21 protein-coding genes and 2 pseudogenes are annotated in these 19,060 nt (G+C 31.6%); 15 read left to right on the plus strand and 8 right to left on the minus strand.

Annotated elements, in window-relative coordinates; genetic code table 11:
* Positions 1-76 precede the first annotated feature (76 nt).
* The 4 genes from HMPREF3237_RS03780 to HMPREF3237_RS08925 are packed head-to-tail and all read left to right on the plus strand — an operon-like array spanning position 77 to position 4,198.
* Positions 77-937: an ImmA/IrrE family metallo-endopeptidase gene (locus HMPREF3237_RS03780; RefSeq protein WP_070888892.1), complete on the plus strand. Its 861-nt coding sequence runs from the start codon at positions 77-79 to the stop codon at positions 935-937.
* An 8-nt stretch (positions 938-945) separates the two neighbouring features.
* Complete coding sequence (locus tag HMPREF3237_RS03785; protein WP_070888893.1) at positions 946-1,632, plus strand: LexA family transcriptional regulator; 687 nt, start codon at positions 946-948, stop codon at positions 1,630-1,632.
* A gap of 56 nt (positions 1,633-1,688) precedes the next feature.
* Positions 1,689-3,143: an AAA family ATPase gene (locus HMPREF3237_RS03790; RefSeq protein WP_070888894.1), complete on the plus strand. Its 1,455-nt coding sequence runs from the start codon at positions 1,689-1,691 to the stop codon at positions 3,141-3,143.
* Complete coding sequence (locus tag HMPREF3237_RS08925) at positions 3,110-4,198, plus strand: AAA family ATPase (RefSeq protein ID WP_257365006.1); 1,089 nt, start codon at positions 3,110-3,112, stop codon at positions 4,196-4,198. The genes HMPREF3237_RS03790 and HMPREF3237_RS08925 overlap by 34 nt, the downstream gene beginning before the upstream one ends.
* Before the next feature lie 292 nt (positions 4,199-4,490).
* Here the strand turns inward: HMPREF3237_RS08925 and HMPREF3237_RS03800 are convergent, their stop codons facing one another.
* A complete protein-coding gene (locus HMPREF3237_RS03800) occupies positions 4,491-4,853 on the minus strand; it encodes a MerR family transcriptional regulator (protein ID WP_002888280.1) in 363 nt (120 codons plus the stop codon).
* 254 nt (positions 4,854-5,107) lie between these two features.
* On the opposite strand from HMPREF3237_RS03800, the gene HMPREF3237_RS03805 reads away from it, so the two are divergent.
* Positions 5,108-5,863: an SDR family NAD(P)-dependent oxidoreductase gene (locus tag HMPREF3237_RS03805; RefSeq protein WP_070888895.1), complete on the plus strand. Its 756-nt coding sequence runs from the start codon at positions 5,108-5,110 to the stop codon at positions 5,861-5,863.
* Positions 5,864-6,043: 180 nt separating this feature from the next.
* Here HMPREF3237_RS03805 and HMPREF3237_RS03810 read toward each other — a convergent pair whose 3' ends face one another.
* Positions 6,044-6,655: a Fic/DOC family protein gene (locus HMPREF3237_RS03810; RefSeq protein WP_070888896.1), complete on the minus strand. Its 612-nt coding sequence runs from the start codon at positions 6,653-6,655 to the stop codon at positions 6,044-6,046.
* Positions 6,648-6,836, minus strand: a complete 189-nt coding sequence (locus HMPREF3237_RS03815) for a hypothetical protein (protein WP_000171299.1) — start codon at positions 6,834-6,836, stop codon at positions 6,648-6,650. Before HMPREF3237_RS03815 ends, HMPREF3237_RS03810 begins: the two co-directional genes overlap by 8 nt.
* A gap of 243 nt (positions 6,837-7,079) precedes the next feature.
* Here HMPREF3237_RS03815 and HMPREF3237_RS03820 point away from each other — a divergent pair, with 243 nt between their 5' ends.
* Positions 7,080-7,673 (plus strand): TetR/AcrR family transcriptional regulator, encoded by a 594-nt coding sequence (locus HMPREF3237_RS03820; protein WP_049503230.1) that lies wholly within the window; start codon positions 7,080-7,082, stop codon positions 7,671-7,673.
* On the plus strand, positions 7,673-8,236 hold the full coding sequence (locus HMPREF3237_RS03825; protein WP_070458764.1) for an NAD(P)H-dependent oxidoreductase: 564 nt from the start codon (positions 7,673-7,675) through the stop codon (positions 8,234-8,236). Before HMPREF3237_RS03820 ends, HMPREF3237_RS03825 begins: the two co-directional genes overlap by 1 nt.
* A 242-nt stretch (positions 8,237-8,478) precedes the next feature.
* Here HMPREF3237_RS03825 and HMPREF3237_RS03830 read toward each other — a convergent pair whose 3' ends face one another.
* A complete protein-coding gene (locus HMPREF3237_RS03830) occupies positions 8,479-9,633 on the minus strand; it encodes an MFS transporter (RefSeq protein ID WP_070888897.1) in 1,155 nt (384 codons plus the stop codon).
* Positions 9,634-9,859: 226 nt separating this feature from the next.
* Between HMPREF3237_RS03830 and HMPREF3237_RS03835 the strand changes: the two genes are divergently transcribed.
* The 4 genes and pseudogenes from HMPREF3237_RS03835 (at position 9,860) to HMPREF3237_RS03850 (ending at position 12,403) form a co-directional block, all read left to right on the plus strand.
* Positions 9,860-10,162, plus strand: coding sequence for an ArsR/SmtB family transcription factor (locus HMPREF3237_RS03835; RefSeq protein WP_006146248.1), 303 nt, complete (start codon positions 9,860-9,862; stop codon positions 10,160-10,162).
* Between the two features lie 174 nt (positions 10,163-10,336).
* Positions 10,337-11,245, plus strand: coding sequence for a ribonuclease D (locus tag HMPREF3237_RS09070; RefSeq protein WP_070458768.1), 909 nt, complete (start codon positions 10,337-10,339; stop codon positions 11,243-11,245).
* Positions 11,246-11,558: 313 nt separating this feature from the next.
* Positions 11,559-11,900: a hypothetical protein gene (locus HMPREF3237_RS03845; protein WP_070888898.1), complete on the plus strand. Its 342-nt coding sequence runs from the start codon at positions 11,559-11,561 to the stop codon at positions 11,898-11,900.
* Between the two features lie 284 nt (positions 11,901-12,184).
* A pseudogene (locus HMPREF3237_RS03850) lies at positions 12,185-12,403 on the plus strand (PH domain-containing protein).
* Positions 12,404-12,436: 33 nt separating this feature from the next.
* On the opposite strand, the gene HMPREF3237_RS03855 reads toward HMPREF3237_RS03850, so the two are convergent.
* Positions 12,437-12,613 (minus strand): CsbD family protein, encoded by a 177-nt coding sequence (locus tag HMPREF3237_RS03855; RefSeq protein ID WP_070888899.1) that lies wholly within the window; start codon positions 12,611-12,613, stop codon positions 12,437-12,439.
* A gap of 37 nt (positions 12,614-12,650) precedes the next feature.
* The gene (locus tag HMPREF3237_RS03860) at positions 12,651-13,934 is read right to left on the minus strand and encodes a hypothetical protein (RefSeq protein ID WP_070888900.1); all 1,284 of its coding nucleotides are present in this window, start codon (positions 13,932-13,934) and stop codon (positions 12,651-12,653) included.
* 511 nt (positions 13,935-14,445) lie between these two features.
* Between HMPREF3237_RS03860 and HMPREF3237_RS03865 the strand changes: the two genes are divergently transcribed.
* On the plus strand, positions 14,446-15,240 hold the full coding sequence (locus HMPREF3237_RS03865; protein WP_070888943.1) for an FxLYD domain-containing protein: 795 nt from the start codon (positions 14,446-14,448) through the stop codon (positions 15,238-15,240).
* 176 nt (positions 15,241-15,416) lie between these two features.
* Here the strand turns inward: HMPREF3237_RS03865 and HMPREF3237_RS09145 are convergent.
* Both HMPREF3237_RS09145 and HMPREF3237_RS03870 read right to left on the minus strand, forming a co-directional pair.
* Positions 15,417-15,533: pseudogene (locus HMPREF3237_RS09145) on the minus strand (integrase); the annotation flags it as partial.
* Positions 15,534-15,787: 254 nt separating this feature from the next.
* Complete coding sequence (locus HMPREF3237_RS03870; protein ID WP_006146340.1) at positions 15,788-16,693, minus strand: helix-turn-helix domain-containing protein; 906 nt, start codon at positions 16,691-16,693, stop codon at positions 15,788-15,790.
* 327 nt (positions 16,694-17,020) lie between these two features.
* On the opposite strand from HMPREF3237_RS03870, the gene HMPREF3237_RS03875 reads away from it, so the two are divergent.
* The 3 genes from HMPREF3237_RS03875 (at position 17,021) to HMPREF3237_RS03885 (ending at position 18,910) form a co-directional block, all read left to right on the plus strand.
* Positions 17,021-17,416 (plus strand): hypothetical protein, encoded by a 396-nt coding sequence (locus tag HMPREF3237_RS03875; RefSeq protein ID WP_006146341.1) that lies wholly within the window; start codon positions 17,021-17,023, stop codon positions 17,414-17,416.
* Between the two features lie 34 nt (positions 17,417-17,450).
* On the plus strand, positions 17,451-17,999 hold the full coding sequence (locus HMPREF3237_RS03880) for a hypothetical protein (RefSeq protein ID WP_070888901.1): 549 nt from the start codon (positions 17,451-17,453) through the stop codon (positions 17,997-17,999).
* Between the two features lie 347 nt (positions 18,000-18,346).
* Positions 18,347-18,910 (plus strand): DUF6287 domain-containing protein, encoded by a 564-nt coding sequence (locus tag HMPREF3237_RS03885; RefSeq protein ID WP_070888902.1) that lies wholly within the window; start codon positions 18,347-18,349, stop codon positions 18,908-18,910.
* The last annotated feature ends 150 nt before the right edge of the window (positions 18,911-19,060 follow it).

Genomic DNA, 19,060 nt, shown 5'->3' on the forward strand with positions numbered 1-19,060 from the left:
GTCTACTTTTTTTATATAATCAAGTCAACCAATTTGGTTTAGTTTTGTGATTCATACATAAAGGAGGTGTCATTCTTTGGATGAATTGTATACAAGAATAAGTAAGTCTACAAAAAATTTGTTATACCAGTACATGAAGGATAACGACATTTCATTACTAAATTATAATTTCAATTACTTCTTTCGACATTGTATTCAAGAATATCAGATTCAAGTAATTAGTCATCACTTCTCAAATCACAAGATTGAAGGATTAACCATTATTGATGAATTAGGTATTAGTTTTTCTTACGAAAAAGATAATCCAATTGTAAAGCAAAATTTTACGCTGTGTCATGAGCTAGGACATTTTATCCTAGAGCATGAAGGTAATTATTTTGCAGAATCTATTGATAATCAGGAGAACCTACTAGAGCGAGAAGCGAATATTTTCTCTGCTGTAGTATTAATGCCTGACATTGTTTTGTTGTCAAAGATTTATTATAGTTGCGACACCTTTCAAAAGATTCAAAATAGTCTGGATGTTTCAAAACAGGCATTGTTTTATCGCCTTTTAGATCTTCTTAGAGAATATTATCCTGGAAAAGAAAGTACCATTAAGCAGGCTATCGATGCTTATATTGATGGACAAAATGCCACACTACTCCTTTTGTTTCACGGTGTCAAAGATCAGATTATAAAGGAATTCAACAAATATCAGACTTCTCTAATCAATAAGATTGAGCAATCAGTAATCAAAAAAGGCTTCGTAACTAGCCAAGAGTATCCCGAACTTCTGAATCAAGAGAATTGGAAAACAATAAAGACTAGCTGTGACAATGTAAAAATATGGCTCATTTATGACAAAGGAAAATCTATAGCTTATGTTTGGGATAAAAATAAGCTAACGGACAAAGAGGCAAAACAAAAAGCTGAATTGAAATTACTATTAATGTGAGGGAAACGATGTACCAACCAGAAAAACTAAGGGCTCGTAGAAAAGAGCTAAAAATGACTCAAAAAGATATTGCAGATCAATTAGGTATTACCTACCAAGCCTATTCTGCATGGGAACGCGGAATAAAACAACCATCTAGAGAAAAAATAAAGCTTTTGGAGCAGATTCTAAATGTTCCAAAAGGTTATTTTACAGAGGTCGAAATCGTCCGACTATATAATACTTTATCGGATGAAGGTAAGAATAATGCACTTAGTTATGTCAGAGGCCTAGTTCAAAAAGAAAAATGTAAGAACATTGTTTCAATGTCAGAAAAACTATACGAATACCATGTTTACGAACAAATGTCTGCTGGTATCGGTTCATCGGTGTATAACGATCAAAACTATGATACTGTCTATTTTGATGAAGAACTAGCCCACGATTTCGCCTCATGGATTTCTGGTGACTCAATGGAACCCAAATATCAAAATGGTTCTGTGGCTCTCATTCGTGAAACAGGGTTTGATTATGATGGTGCAGTATATGCAGTAGTCTGTAATAATCAGACATACATTAAAAGAGTTTACCAGGAAGAACAGGGTTTACGGTTAGTTTCTATCAATCCAAAATATCGAGATATTTTTCTTTCGTATGATGAAGATCCTAGAATTGTAGGGATTATTGTAGGGAATTTCTTACCTGTTGAACAGTGATATTGTTAATGTAAAATAATAATAGTGTACTATTTTTTTGTTTATGGAGATTGAAAATGAAAAAAGAAAATAATGAAATAAAAAAGGCATATGATGAATTACTGAAAACTAAAAATAAATGTGGAAAATACAGTAAAACATTGTTTCACATCCATACCCCAGTATCCCATGATTACAGGTTATTTAAAGTTTGGAACGATTTATCAGAGAAAGAATGGAATAAACTATCTGTAGAAGATTATCTTTTAGAAGTAAAAAATAATAAGCTTTTTCCAGAGGACTTTTTTAAAACAAAAGATGGTGATAGTATTATTTATAATAACTATCAAAAAAATGGTTTTGAAAATGAAAAAGAGCAAATATCATTTTTGGTAGTTGCTCAGAGTTTATATCGAGAAAATATTTCAACAATAGTGGTTTCTGATCATAATACAATTTCAGGAATTAAGAAAATGGAAAAAGCTATAAAAATTGTATCTGAATTGAATATCAATAAAGGTAAGGAGTATATTGAAGTAATAAATGGGGTGGAAATTTCATGTGCTGATAGAATACATGTTCTTGTAGCTTTTCCAAATGAGAAAAGTGAAATTATCAAAAAATGGCTAGAAGAAAACCTTATGGGTATTAAAGAGGGTTCATATAAAGCTAGTTTAGATGTTATTGATACTTTTAATAAGGAAGAATTTATCACTTATATTGCTCATATAAATAGTTCGGATATATTTAAAGATGGAAAACTCTTTACTAATGCTTATAAGAAAAAATTATTTTCGAAAGAATATTTGAAGTATATTGGAGTTTCAAATAAAGACAGTATTTCAAATGTAAGAAATTACATTTCCAAAATAAATAAAGGCGTGAATCCATTTTTTATTCTGGATAATGATTCACATTATATTGAAAATCATTCTATTAATCCCATGTGGATAAAATTCAGTAAGAGAAGTTATAAACAATTGAAAGAATCTTTATCAGAGTATGATGTTACAGTAAAATTAGACAAACCAAATAAAAAAATAAAAAAAGTTATACGAGGTATATATATACCTACGAATAAAGAGGCTTTTTTATCAAGTAATAAGAAATTTAAAATTTTGTTTTCCGACTCATTAAATAGCATTATAGGAGGAAGAGGGACCGGGAAAAGTACTATTTTAGAATTAATTCAATTTGTTCTTTCACAAAAAGCTGACTCAAAACAGAAGTTGGAATTTTTATCTAAACATTCAAAAGTCTATTTATGGTATGAAATGCTTGAAAAACAATACATAATTGAGTTGAATCTTCCTAAACAAAAGGAGAATGAAGACATCTATGATTTATATCAAGTTAGAACAAGAAGTACTGATAAATATTGGTTTCATGAAAATAGAATAAAATCAAAGATAATAGAAAATCATTTATTAATTTATGAAATTCTAGATGATGAAAGAATTATTAAAGTACCAAAAAGAAAGAATCATTACTTAATGAAATGTTTGATAGTAGATATTCTGTTAACGAATTAGTTAATTCTGCGAGTAGTGGCAAAATAGATGATTTTCTACGTGGTACACTTTTCAAGGATAGAAAGAACAAAAAATATATCTTCTCCGAAAAAATTGATAAAATAGAAAAGATAATTCCAGCAATTGAATCTGCTGATGAGAAATTAAGTAAACAATCTAATTTTATAAATTCAATTATTGATAAGTTTAATAACCAACAAACGGGGAATTTACAAATTGTTTATAAGCAGGAACTTAATTATCTTTTACCGGACCGCTTTGAAACATGGTTTTTCCCACCAGGAAAAAATTTAAAAAGGCCTTTCAAAGGGTACATGCTGTCCTGTGAAGATATTATTGACTACTTATCATTTGTTTTTGACAAGATAGGATTTACAAATTTTGTAAAAATGATGAATGATAGGGAAATTCTTTATGAGAATCAACTAATTCAAATTGCAAATCAGAGGATCTCTAATTCAATTTATTCCGACATGTCCTTAATAGAGGTAAAAAAATCAAATGTACATGATATTTTTGATGAAATTTTCAGTATTTGGTACAAACTAGATCTATTTAGAATAGAAGACTATTTAAAGGATACATATAATAATTGTGAAAAGCTCTCTTTAGAATTCAATATAAACTCGAAAGTTACAGATAAAAATAAGAAAGCAATTTTTAAAGATGTTACCAACTTAAGTTTAGGCCAAAAAGTGGTTGCAATGCTTGATTTTATTCTTGCATATTCTGAATTAACTGATGATAATCGTCCATTGCTAATTGATCAACCAGAGGACAACTTAGATTCCAGATACATTTTTAATAATTTGGTCAAAATATTACGAGATGTAAAATCAAATCGTCAAATTATTATTGCTACACATAATGCTACAATTGTGACAAATGCATTGTCAGATTTAGTTATATTAATGAAATCTAATGGTGAACATGGATGGATTGAAAACTCCGGATATCCAAGTGAAGATAAAATAAAAAAATATATTGTTGATTATCTTGAAGGTGGAATAGAATCTTTTAAACATAAAGTTAAAATATATAAAAGTATTATTTAATTAAAATAGTTGAACCATAGTTTTTTGATTTAAAGAAATTCTTTCTACAATAGTTGTTAATAAGAAGAATTATTTTCCTTTAAATTGTAGTAATAAAAAGGGATATTTGCTATCCATTTCACCAATTTTATTGATATTTAAGCATGCTAAAGTAAGGCCAACGTTATCTCTATTATATGACTTTACACAAAGAAAAGTCCATAGAAACTTGGGTTCCAGGACTTTGTCTTCAATCTGAGGGATTGAAATTTTATTTTCAATCCCTTTTTGGATAAAGAAAATAATAATGGTGCTAATTAGGATTAATACCTAAATAAGTTTTAATTTTCTTTTCAAGAAAATCAATATGTTGGTTTATTTCGGTTTGTTGCTTATGAAGCTCATCAAGTTGAAAAAATAGTAGTCTAAGTCGTTGAGGAATTGTGGAGTCTCCTTTATATCTTAGGTCAGCGTATTCTTGCATATTTTTAATAGACATTCCCGTCTTTTTTAATCTAATAATGAATTGAGTCCACGCTATATCAGAGTCATCATAGTATCTACGATTATTTTCTTCTCTATGTGAGTAAATCAATTTTTCTTGCTCATAGTATCGAAGTGTGGAAATAGAAAGTCCAGTTTTTTTAGCAAATTCTCCAATAGAATAGTGAGCCATAATATTTCCCCCTTTTTTTTAATATTTTAGCATAATTTTAAAAAAATCGAAAAATTTTCAGTTTTCTCTTGACATAAAGTGCACTTTACTATGTAAAATACATAGCATCAAAGGAATTTGATATAAAGTACTCTAATTTATGAGTTGATTGAAAATAAAGGAAATTATGGAATCGCTTCTCTGTGTAGGTGGCGGAATGGGAGCAGCGACTCTTATAAAAAATGCAAATAGCAATCTGTAAAGGAGAAAATAGTATGGAACAAACGAAGAATTATACTTGTATTACTGGAGCCAGTGCTGGTATAGGAGCGGAGACAGCAAGACAATTTGCAAAATTAGGAAGGAATCTTATTTTAATTGCTCGGCGTCAAGAACGACTAGAAAAATTGAAGCAAGAGATTTTGAACCATTATCCGGATTTAGATGTTGTTATTAAAGTTGTTGATTTATCGAAGTCCAGTAATGTTTTTGCTCTTTATGAAAGCTTGAAAAAATATCACATTACTACTCTAATAAATAATGCTGGTTTTGGAAATTATGATAAGGTTGAATCTCAAGATTTAGAAAAGATAATAACATTAATCCATCTAAACATTGAAGCTTTAACAATTCTATCAACTCTATATGTGAGAGATTATAAAGATTGTAAAGGCGCTCAATTAATCAACTTATCATCTAGAGGCGGATACATGATGGTTCCAAATGCAGTTACATACTGTGCAAGTAAATTTTATGTTAGTGCTTTTACAGAAGGCTTGGCATTGGAACTAGAGGCAAATCAACATCAATTAAAAGCTAAGGTTTTAGCTCCAGCTGCCACAAAAACGGAATTCGGTCAAGTTGCTACAGATTCTAAAGAATATGATTATGATGAGCATTTTGCTAAATATCACACAAGTGAAGAGATGGCACAATTTTTGATGGAATTATATCAAAGTGACAAAGTTGTTGGTTTAGTTGATGTTACAAATTTTGAATTTCATCTTAGCGGACCACTACTTAAACATTAATTATTTTAATAAATATAGATAATGTGGTATCGATTAATAGTTGCAGTCGTTTTATGATAAGAAGAAAGCTTCTGAAACGTTAGATTTCAGAAGCTTTTTGTCTTTAAGTTTTGAGTAAGTTATAATTTTCTGTGATATTTAGGATATTTAAAAAATATACAAGTGTTTTTGTAGATTAATTTACAATTTTTCCAGTATTTTACCAAGTAGTTTTTCTAACTTTCCTAAGTCCCCATAGACTGTTCCGTCCATATAAAGATTGTAAACCTCGTCATCTTGTTCCACGCGTATTTGTGCAGAATACCCTTTTGATAATGCTAAGGAACGAATGACTTCTCGTTGAGTTCGTCCATTCCCTTCTCGAAAGGGATGGAAATAATTAAGATTATCAAGAATTTTTGCTAATTGTTTAATAATCTCATCTTTTGAATTAGCAGTTTGATAATAGGTATGAATAAGGCGGTTTATATATACTTGGGCAGTACTGAAAGATTGTATTGACATAAAAGGATTCCCATTTTTTGAGATATTCACCTTGCGAAATTGTCCCGCCCAAGCATAGACATCTTGAAATAAATATTTATGAATGGCTAAAATATCACTAATGGAGTAGACTTCAATGGTTTTCAAGCGCAAGTCTGCAAGCCTTTTAGTAACGAATAAATGCTCATTCCGGTAGGCTTCTTCAATATTTGTAATATTTTGTTTGTTGATTAAGACTGTAGAATTTGGATAGGTATATTGGTGATTGGGGTCAATGTACTCATAGCCTTCGTATTGATTTTTAACCAATATTCAATTCCTTTCGTTTGTTGATAACATAAGTTTTTAAATCAATCACATCTTGAACAGTAGGTTCATAATTTTCAATCATTGATGACCCAATAGCATACCAGACAGTATCAAAATCTGAAAAGTTATCAAAGGGAATTCCTAAAATTGTTAATTCTTCTTTATTTACATCAAGAGTCATGGCACACCTCCTTGTATAGAGTTACCCTTATTATACCATAAAATCGGTATTTTCACCTAAAGGATAGAGACTGTTATTAAAGGCTGAGACGATTTGTCTCAGCCTTTTGGATTGAAGATAAGGTCATCTTAGAAACACTCCTAAGGAAAGTTTTGAGTATTTTTTTATTTGACAAATATAAGTAGACGGTGTATACTTTATAAAAAGTAGACAACGTATACTTCGATAAGGAAAGGTGGTCAAATGAAACGGAATACGGAAGAACTGAAAGAAAAGTTAATTTCGGTCGGCATTGAAGAAATCAGAACTAACGGGATTGACCGGATGTCTATGCGTACAATAGCTCAAAAATGTGGGGTGACTCATGGAGCTCCCTATAAGCATTTTGGAAGTAAAGATAGATATATTCAAGTTGTTATGGAACACTTATCAATGTTCTTTTTGAAAAATATGATACTTGGAATTGATACTTCCATAGATGCAAGAACTCAACTAACTCTGATGGGCTGTAACTTTGTAAGGTTTGCCCAAGAGGAAACCTATCTATTTGAAGCATTATTTATCAAATTTCCATATAACTATATGGAGTTATCCCAGGAAACTATTTCAGTCAACTCCTCTTTACCAGGATTTGAACATTTTAAGTCGGTAGCGTTAAGACTTAAAGATGAGGAAAATCTTTCTAGTGGTGACGCAGAAATTTTGATCCATTTTTGGAGTTTTATTGCTGGTTTGGCTCTATTGGTAAGGAGTCCTGTTGGAGAAAGCTTTAAAGAAAATGATGTTCAAAAGACCGTCAGAACGATGCTTGATATTTATATAAAAGGAGATAGCTGATGAATGTTTTAATAATCTATTCACATCCGAATGAAACAAGTTATAATGCATCAATCCTTCAAACTGTGCAAAAGCATTTAGCACCAGAGCATGAGGTTAAAATAGTAGACTTATATAAAGAAAACTTTGATCCGGTTTTACGTTTTGATGAAAGGCATAAAAGGAGAGATTTACAGCATAATGAAGACATGAAACCGTATAGAGATTTATTGAGTTGGGCGGATCAGTTGATTTTTATTTTCCCTACTTGGTGGAGTGGAATGCCAGCTATTTTAAAAGGTTTTATTGATCGTGTTTTTGTTGCAGGTTTTGCTTATCAGAATGGACCTCGAGGTCCGGTGGGGCAACTAGATGGAAAAGCGTGGATCATTACGACGCATAATACGCCAAAAATTTTTCTTCCTTTTTCTCAAGACTACGCAAAGGTTCTAAAATCTCAAATCTTGAAACCCTGTGGTATTAAACCGGTTAAAATGACACAAGTTACACGAGTGGAGTATATGAGTGATCGTCAACGGAAAGAAGAACTCGAAAAAATCGCACAGATAACCAAAAGGATTTAAAAACGTGCGTTACAAGTCATGATAGAGCATACAGAAGATGGGTAAAGAGGCTGGGACAAAAAGATTTCAATTTTTAAAAATCTTAATTACTAAGCCCTTCAAATCTATAATTAAATGCGAAAAGCGAACAAAGCAGAATTCTGATTACCAGAAAACTAGTTTTGTTCGCTTTTTATATTTGAGATCGGACTTTTGTCCCAGCCTCTTTATTTTATATTGTTTTTAGAATTAAAATATTGAGATTAAGATTTATCTTTCTTAAACGCCCCTGCTTGTGCATACAATAACCATGATAAGGCAATCATAATAGCTGCGAAAACAGAAATTCCTGAGAATCCTGTAAATTTCACAAAGAGAACTCCTCCCACTATACCTGCAATTGTTTCACCTAAATACATTACTGCATTTGATAATGAAGAAATCGTACTTCGTGCATTTTCAACAGTACCTTGCAAAGTCGTCATAAACAAAGGAAAAATAAATCCATTATTTATATAGATAATTGTTAATAAAATTTCGGCTACCCAAAAATTATTAGCAAAAGGTAGAATAAGATAGAGGATAATTAATGTAAGTAATTCAGTTTTAAAAGTTCTTTGTAAACCAAATCTTTTAACCAATTGACTTCCAAATAAAGACCCCAATAAGTTACCCGCACCAATAGCTATAATTGCAGTACTAATGTTAGTTAAACTCATATTAAAGTCATTGGTAAACCATGTAGATATAAAGGTAATGGCTGTAAAAGAACCTGTTTGAAAAACAAAATAAGCAATTAGATAACTAACTGATTTTTTATTAGTTAGGACATTTTTATAAGCCTCTGTAAAAGAAATTCTATTTGCTTTTCCAATTTCAAGTTTTGGTAGAAAAATATGGATTAAAATGAGAAGTATTAAGGAAGCAAACGCAATCGTATAAAAGGGAGTTTGCCAAGAAAAGTTTGCCAGATAGCCACCAATAGGTACCCCAGCCATTTGAGAAACGGATAAACCAGCGGTCGCATATCCCATAACCTGCACAATATACTTTTTATCAACAACAATAGGAATTGAAGCCCAAACTTGTGGAGTTACAAATGAAGAACTGATACCTGCAAATAAGCGAAAAAGGAGCATTAAAGGAAAACTTGTTGCAAAACCACATAGAAAAGTTGAAATGGTAAAAGCAATCAGCCCATAAGTCATTACTTTTTTTCTATCACGACCATCTGAAATTGGGCCTGATATAAGGGCAAATACAGCATAACCTATTGCATATGCGCTGACCATCCAACCAGAAACTGAAGAATTTATATTATATAGGTTTGCTAAAGTTGGAAGCAGTGGAGAAATTAAAAATGTATCAGTTCCTATAATGAACATTGTTAAGAAGAACAAAAGAGAGTATTTTTTCATTGTATATTAACATCACTTTCTAAGAATATTTTTGTTATAAGTTATAAATATATACTTTACGTAATAATGGCTATCCAGTTCTGTTTCATAAAACACCTCCTTTTTAAATTTAATAGTTAAACAATTATTGAACTATTAAATTTTATATTATCACTATAATGCAGAAAAGTCAACGACGGCCGTACAAAAAATTGACAAGTGTTTATTTCAATAGTAAAATTACTTTATGACTATGAAACAATATAACCTTAGCGAAGATGATTTAAGAGTTAAAATTTTTAAAGCATTAGCAGATAATGTTCGTCTAAAAATTATTAGATTACTGTACAGAGCGAATACTGAACTAAGTTGTGGAGAAATTGGCGATTTGCTCATTATTAGTAAATCAGCTGCTTCGTATCATTTTAAAACTTTGCGAGAAGCTGGTCTTACTACAACAAGAAAAGTAGGTCAGAATAAATTTGTAAAGTTAAATCATGAGACATTTGATACTTTCTTACCTGGCTTTCTTAATTCTTTAGACAAATAAGCAAATGCATTTCAACTAGACCAGTAGTTTTTTTGTGTTAACGGGGAGGTATACCTAAATTGTCAAATTAAGTTAGATTTTTCATGTCATGTAACTCAGAAAAACTTGGTATGGTGTTTGATAATTTAGGAAATTAAAAAAATAAACATTATATCCTTAGGTGAGGCAAAATTCATGGATTATGTAGCAAGATTACATTTGAAGACTGGGACTGATTTCAGGCAGGGATTGGTAGATTTCTGTTTAAATAGAAAAAAACAGTATGTTGCTATTGGTTGGAGTAGTCAAAGTGAAGATCTCTATCGCGAGAGCTTTCAAGAGTATTATTACAGGGTTAAAGAGATATCTGGAAGAGCTAATCCAGCAATTAACGTTTTTAGGGATGCTAAAGTAGACGACTTATTCTGGACACGAGATCTGGATGGTAATTACTGGATTTGTAGAGTTATATCGCCTGTTGAAGTAGTATGTGATAAACGGTTGGATATTGGAGCAGTCTTACCAGTCGAAGCTTATAATTTTGGAATGCAAGTACCTGGCCAAATTAAATCGTCTTTCAATAGACCTCGGGGTGGTACTGTTGAAAAAATTCGTGATGGAATAATAATTGAGTATTCGAAAACGATTTTTAATCAATTATCAAGCAGTAAATATTATAAGGTTATTCAACAAGAGGGTAATCTTTTGGATAATCTACCAGATTTTGACTTAGAGGAACTTGTAATATCTTATTTACAAATAAAAGAGAACTATTATGTTCTGTCTAATTCAATAGCAAATAAATCCACTACAATTAAGATCGAGTGTGAAATGATTTCTAGGGATGTTTGTAATCTTAGAAAAGCGGTGCTTCAAGTAAAGGGGAAAAAAGCTAAGGAATTGGATGCTTTAGAATTCAATAGATATGTTGAGGATGGGTATATAGTATATCTGTATGCACCTAAAATAATCAATCTAAATCAGATTGGCAATGTGGTTCGAATAACTAATGATGACCTATTAGATTTTTACAAGAAAAATAAACCCATACTCCCATTATCAATCACTAAGTGGGGAACTCTATTCGAGGGTAATAACAGCTAAGTTGTTTACTTGAAATTTCCCTAATTCAATAAAACTTATACAAATTTTTTGAAATAAAAAAAGCAGTACAAGTCTGCTAGAATTTGATGTAAAGCTGTTTTAAAATTGCTTAAAATAAAGCCTTGTCAAACCAGGTCTTAAGAAAGCTCGTAAAGCTTCACAATTTAGTAAACGTTAATACGTTATTGGAATTTGTTACAAGATCTCAGCACTCTGTATTTACAGAGTGTTTTTTGTTTTATAGAATTTACGCGAATAGAATGCGAGTATGGTATAATGAGTTATAAATAATTTCTTTAGAGGAAGTGGGCAGATGAAAATTATAGTCGATCGAGATTCAGTTTGTGCCGGAGATGATATATACTACCATGAGATGACATTCGAGGTGCCAGAGAGTCTCACCGTTGCAGAATTCTTTGACTTCGTGAATTCTCATGGTTTCTTAGCTTTCATTCAAGGAAATGATGTAGCGTGGGGGCTTCAAAATCGCGCGGGTAAAATCGGAGAGTATTTTACAAAAACAGGAGAAGTCACTCATCCAGAAGTTAAAATTAAAGATAAAATGGATGAAGCTGGTGGCGATTCTAAATTATATGTACGCTATTATAGTAACCCGGAATGGGCAAAAGAGAACAGTAATAGAGAACAAGCGTGAAGAAAGAATAGTTTATAGACAGAATCAATAGGGATTTTCGTTTTCCATCGATATTACACGCTAGGAATTCTTAGATTTCAAGTCATTCGTTTCGCAGTTGCAGACTTTCTGAAGAACAGATCTACCAGACGTTTGTGAAATTCTGTGAGGAGCTTGAGAACTATCTCGAGGAAGCAGGGGACGAGTATCGCATATTATTTAAGAAGAAATTCTTGTGACAGGAGAGAGGTAGCAGACCCGCCTTCAAAACCGTACGAGACGTAGCGGTATTCACCAATAAACGCTTGATTGTCAAAGACGTTCAAGGACTCATATGAACGAAAGTCGAGATGTATTCCTTGCCGTATAGCGCTGTGAATATGTGGTCTACAGAAAATGCAGGTATCCTCGATTACACAGCAGAAGTGGAATTATGGACACGTTCAGATCATATTAAGATTGAACTGAAACGTGGCATTGATATCCGCGAGTTCGAACGATTACTAGCAGAATATGTTTTATAAAAAAAATAAGAGCCACTACAACTGTAGCGACTCTTATTTGTTGAAAGTATTTTCAATCCCTTCAACTGTGCCTTTAACGCCTTCTTTAACGTTTTCGAACACTTCTTTAGCTTTTGCTAAATCTTTTTCTACAGTACCTTCTGTTTCAGTGCTTTGATCACCAGTAACTTTCCCGAATAATTCTTTTGCAGCAGCTGATGCTTGTCGCACTTATTCTTGCAATTTATCAAATAAACTTCTTTTCAGCTTATTCTTTTATTTTTTTAAATTTCATTTCATAGCGAATAGGATAATGATCGGCATTGATGTCTTCTTCTGCTGGAACCTTCTCCAGTGTCAATGTCAAGATATCTCCGTCAATTGAGTACTGATAAGTCGCGGCCTCTTCAATATTTTCTCCACCATACAAGAGGAGGCCAAGAATATTTGGTGTTTCCGGGAACGTGATGGTTTGGTTCGTCGTGTCAATCTTAATATCCTTTAAAACGCTCTTCACAATGAATTGATTCATATCAAAGTCGAATTGATGATGCTTCAACTTACCAAATTTCGTTTGATACGAGTGAAGGTTGAAGCTGTAGTATGTTTTTTTCAGCGCATCATCTGGTTTATTATCTTTAAAGAAGTTTTGTAAATAAGGATCGATAAATACTTTGTAATCTACAGTGTATTCATACGTAGCACCATTTCCTTTAATGTCTAAGGTTGGTACGATATTTTCAGCGCCTTTGACATAGTAGAGACGTGTTGGTTTATTGTTGCTTTCTAGGTAATCCGTATACCCAGCAGCGCGTTCAGCGGTGTCTCTGAAGTTAAGAGCTTCCCATTTTCCTTCAAGCGAAACAGGTTCTTTCTTTTCCTTTGTGGCGCCAACGCGGTTAAAACGAAGCTCGAAGTGAGTGGGGACGTCCTCCTTTCCTTTAACATCTACACTTAAGACGAGTAATCCGTTCTTGAGTGAGTAGGTATAAGATGTTTCTGCTAATGAATTTGAGAATGGAAAAGTTGAAATTAAAACCAGCCCTTCGCTAAACGTGACAGTCTTATTCGATTCATCGACAGTTCCTTTCGTGTCGTAGGAGAAGATTCCTGTTGATTCATCCAAGGAAACTGTTGAAGATTTATATTTTTCTGAAATCGAACCAATTATTTTGAAGAGGGACTTTTTAAATTCTTTTTCGTCAGGATGAATACCAGGGTCTATTTTCATACGAGTTTCTGCGTATTTATTCAAATCGAACTGATACGATGCATCTGCTTTCCCATCTTCTATCTTTAAGCGGAAATCAAGTGTGTCAAACTGATTGAGTAATGTCCCGAATGTTGAGGGAAGCATATTGATCGTGAGAAACGACTTTTGCACGGTATTGCGAATATCGGTTAATTGCCATTCGCCAGCGATAGTATTGAGTTCTTGTTGTGCATTATTGGCATTTTTGTCTGAAGATTGGTTCTGTCCGCATCCAGCAATTACGAAAACTACGACAAGAGAGAGCAGACAAAGAAATAGTTTTTTAGCTTGTTTAATCATTGTTGGACCTCCTTGAAACAGATTGTGGTGTTATACATATATTATACGTCTAACACTTTAGTTTTGCAAGGGCTTTCACAAAAATGTCAACCTTACTCCGTAACTTCACCATTATTCAACAGGAGAAGAACGAATAACATAAGATGCAGGCGTATATAATTGTTGAGTTTCTCAAGGCCTTTCATGTGAAAAAACACTTTTTAATAGAGCATATGTTCTTAAATTAATTTATTGCTGAGAATTGATAGTCACAATTTAGTAAACGTTCTTCGAAAGAATGACTATACTTACAAAGAGCACCTTTTGGGGTGTTCTTTTTTTGTTGAAAAGTAAGACTTATCACAAAATTTTTCTTGAGTTATTTTTTATCGACAGCTTTTCTCAAATATATGAAATTCATTTGATATAGAAAAGGGCCTATATTTACAATACTTTTCAAAAGCATCTATTAGTTTGACAGTAATCAAAGGAGTGTTATAATAGAAAAAAAGAAAGAAATGAGAGATTGAGTGTGGGGAAAAAACTATTAGGTGTAGTTTCAATAATTCTACTAATGCTTTTGCTTATATTTAATGCAAGTAAAAACAACAATAATACCTATGATAATGAATTTCTAACTTCGTTAGCAAAAGGGTTAGATAAACGTTGGGAGGTTGTTGCCAAAAGGGAGTATGATAAAGAATCACTAAAAAACTATAGAACTTATGTGGATTATGAACTAAATGAACTTAAGAAATATAAAAATCGAGAGTTTGAAAATCCTGAGTTAAAGAAACTAGCTGACACCTATATTGATGTCCTTAAGAATGAAAAGGAAACGACAACAAATCGAAAATACCTGGATAGTATCTTTAGACGCGAGTGGAATAAACTCCAACATAAACGTTATGAATTACTTTTAGATATTAATTCAATAAGTGAAATTCCTGTTCAAGATAAAAATAGTTTAAATGATATATTGAGATCCGGTAAAGCTGTTAAAGAATTTAATAGAGTTTACGGAATATTAGTAGATACGTTTGATGCAAAAAACTTTGTTGTTGAAGAGGTTGAAGATGGATCAGAAAAAGAGAAACGCTACGTGGGGAATTTTGAAAATACTACAGGTCATTACATCAGTTACATAGATATAAATATTAATTTTTATGATGAAAATGATAAAATTTATTCTGGTTTTCGGTTTAACACAAGATATGGATGGGAAAATGGAACTAAACAAAGCTTCGAATTCTCGGTTCCAGATTCAGATACGAGGTTCAAATATTTTAAGGTTATTTTGGGTGAAAACAGTTTTAGGTATAAGTAGCCTTCTTGTTTTATAAAAAAAGAAATACTCCCCAATAGATCTTAAGAAAGTTCGTAAAGCATCACAATTCTCAAAACGTTAATCAATACGATACTATCAACGTTTCAAAACACTTCATGGTTCAGACCATGGGGTGTTTTTTTGATGATTTTTAGCAAAATTCACACCATTATTTTTTAACGAAAGGCAATTTCTCCAACAGCCATTGGAATTACATTTGAAGTGTTGACATAAGTCTTAGTTGTAATCGTATCACTGTGAGTGAGTGTTTCAGAAATAGCTTCAATAATTGTTAGAGCGATTATTGGATTACTTGCTATAGTGGGTAAACGAAAATATAGATAAAAATAAAGAGAGCAGTTAGCTCTCTTTTCTAATAAATAAAACAAGTTATTCTATATAAGGAAAACTTTTGATCCTTTGGTTCGATTTTTGTTTGTTTTTTATGAAAGTTAACCTTATTGTTATGAAAGTGATTAAAATTAGATGAAATAAGTGATGGTCCAATCCGGGACTTTTGAAAGAAAGATTGTCGAGAATCACGGTTCTAAAAAAGTTCAGTACCAGTTTTATTTAGTTTATGACAATGGTAAGTAAATGCTTTAATAAAGTTAGAATAATAATTGTTATCAATGAATTTAGCGCTTTCCAAATAATTTAATAAATTTCTAGCCAGATGAATAGCTTCAGGTTTGTTCCAACGGAATTGGTTATAGACATGTTCAACTTCTAAAAACATAAGAGGTGTAGATAGATATCCACGTTCAAATGTCTGTAATTCTTTGACTTTATTGATTATTTCGTCAGCTTTATTATAATAACCTTGTTCTGAAAAATGTTTTGCAGTAAAGGTTAATCCATTTAATATGCGAATGTAAGTATCAGTGTTAGCACTCTGCTTATACATAAATAGCAATTGTTTTGCCATGTGATTAACTAATTCCATAGGACAATGATTAACTATTCGATAGTAAATTTCTAGTTCCGCACTGTTAAAAGTTTCTGAAGACATTAAATGATTAATGATATTTTGAATTTTAGCAACAGTTTCATCAGATTTGTCTTTTGTTGGATAATAATTTAGTTTTATAGTTTTTAAAAGTATATCTGCTTGTAACTTATTATCGGTTAAGTAGTTGTCAAATAGTTTTTCGTATTCAGGAAGATACTTAATAATATCTTCCTCATTTTTAATGTGTTTTGCGAGCTCAATTGCAGGGAATTCTAAACAATCCCCTCCGTTGTTAGCATATATGGTTGCAAAATCGTTCCATTCTAATCCAAGAACAATTAATAGACGACTAAAGTTTTCGAGAGATATACCTTTTTCTCCACGTTCAAAACGTGCAAGAAATTGAGGAGAAACAACACCAGAGGCAGTTTCTTTTAAACTCAATCCACGTAGTTCTCTTAATTGCTTAAATGTTTGTCCAAATGGATGAATATTAATCATAAAGAAAATTAATCTCCTAGCTTTTTAGTAAATTAATAATTAATATTATACTTTAAATTCTTGTTAAAAGTTAGTGAAAATAAAACTATAGGTTCAAATTGTAGAAAAAGGCCTCTATTTAGGGGCTTTTTTTATAAAAATGAAACTATAGAATATAATAGATAAATTTTAATATATATTTTTGATACTATTTATTAGAAGATTGATAGACTACCTTTTATACTATTGGTCTAAAAAGAGCGAAAAGGAAGGATTGAGTTATAAATGCTTTAGATAGAGTTTTTAGATAGTGTTTAACGAAAAATATGAAATTGAAAAGAGGATAAAATGAACGAGATAAAAGAAATTTTTATGAAGATTGTTAATTGGTTTAAATGCTTATCAAGACTAAATCAGATAATTGTAGTAGGGATAGTAATAATTTTCGCGATGGTTTCTGGTAACTTTTTAAACAAGAGCGAACTTGATGGAAGTTATTCTGGTGAAAAAGGTGGATTTACTATTGTAATGTCAATACATGGTAACAAAGGAGATTTGATAATGAAAAAGGGTGATGAGAAACATGAGGGAAAAATTGAAAAGATTAATTCAACTACAAAAACTTTCACAGTAAAAGACGTCAAAAGCGAGTTAACCACAGATATGACTTTTAAGAAGGAAGGGAATATTTTAAGACTATCTGATGGTAGCAGTGATGATGAATTGATATTAATTAAAAAATAGAAGACTTAAAAATTAATAAGAAGAAGGAATTATTATGAAATATAAAAATATTTTAATTGGTACAACAATTTTAGGGCTTGTTACTTTTTTACTACCGGTTGTCACTGGTCGAGATATGTCACTTGCTCCGATTAGCCGAGAGGTTGCTAGCTATTTACGTGCTCGTTCTCCACTGATTTTGTTTATTGCATGGTATGGAGCATTTTCAATTACTTTAATATTATCTTTAGTCAATATTAAATCGATAATCTTTAGTAGAATCAGATTTGTAATTATCATATTGTTAAATATTTATACTATCGCTGTACATGTGTCAATTACTGGTGAACTATTAGGAAGGTCCGGAGGGCTAGGCTATGGAGGAGCCATCTATTATTTTTGTGCTGTGGCAAATATTTTTGTAAGTATTATACTTTTCAAAGAGGGTGGTTTAAATATAAGAAAAAAAGACTTATTGAAAGTAGCTGAAAAAGGAGTAGCTGTTGGAAAAGCAACAGCTAATGTAGCTACAAATGTAGCTAAGACAGCAGTCGCAGAAGTAAAAAAAGAAATTAATAACCATAAATCAGATTCTGAAGTGTAGTAATAAAATATTTACAAATATTTCTAAAGGAATAATTGAATATACATAGAAACTACTAAATGAAGATCAACATTCTGACAAATTATTATTCGTTTTAACTATTTAGTGTTTATGAGGTGTCTTTTGTGATTGAAAACTAATAAGTCAATTGCCTCAAAACGTTAATCAATACGATACTATCAACGTTTACAGACATTCAAGAATTTACTCTTGGATGTCTTTTTTTGTTAAAAAAACGAAAGTTCACCCCAAAATTTACTCAAATCATATATTTAAATCTAAAATTTTGTTCCGAGTATCAGTTTAGTATGATATAATTAAATACGAATAATATAAAGGAGTTATAAATGAAAATAGGAAAAGGCATCAATTGGATTTTGATTCTGTTAAGTTGCTTCATTGCTATAGTACTGATAGGTTCTCTCTTCTTCTTTAATCATAAGAAGCATGATGCAAAAGCAGTAAATACTACAACAGAACAGGTTTCTACTACTAGTACAACGACAACTACTAGTTTAACAACTTCTCAAGCTAGTGTTACTACTATTACAGAGGAAAAACCTTCAACACAACAAGAACAAGCACAGTCTAAATCACAGGAAATAGATGCGCAAGCCATTCAAAATGGAGACTTCTCTACTCTAGTTGGAACTTGGAGAAATGGTTTTGGTCAAGAATTCACATTCGATAAAAATGGACTAGTGAATAGTGGTAACATTGAAAAAGTGAGCCTAGGTAACGATGGGAGTATTAACTTTAGTGTTAGAAGTGGGAATACAGGATTTGGTATGAGTGTTTATCCTGCGGGAACTACTATGAAATGGGTTGATTCTGATTCAAGTAAAAATAGGCTTATTGCTGGTCAATCTGTTCCAACTAACTCAGAACAAGTTTTTTATAAAGTAGACTAAATGATTAACCATCTCATCAAATTTGAGATGGTTTTCTTCTTTATTTGTGAGTCATGATCATTTTATGAAGGTGAAGTAAACAGGGTTTAAAGTTGGATTTTTCCACTAGACATTCGTCTACTTTTTTTATATAATAAAACTAAACCAAAA

This window comes from Streptococcus sp. HMSC34B10 (genome assembly GCF_001839505.1).
GTDB classification, from domain to species: Bacteria; Bacillota; Bacilli; order Lactobacillales; family Streptococcaceae; genus Streptococcus; species Streptococcus peroris.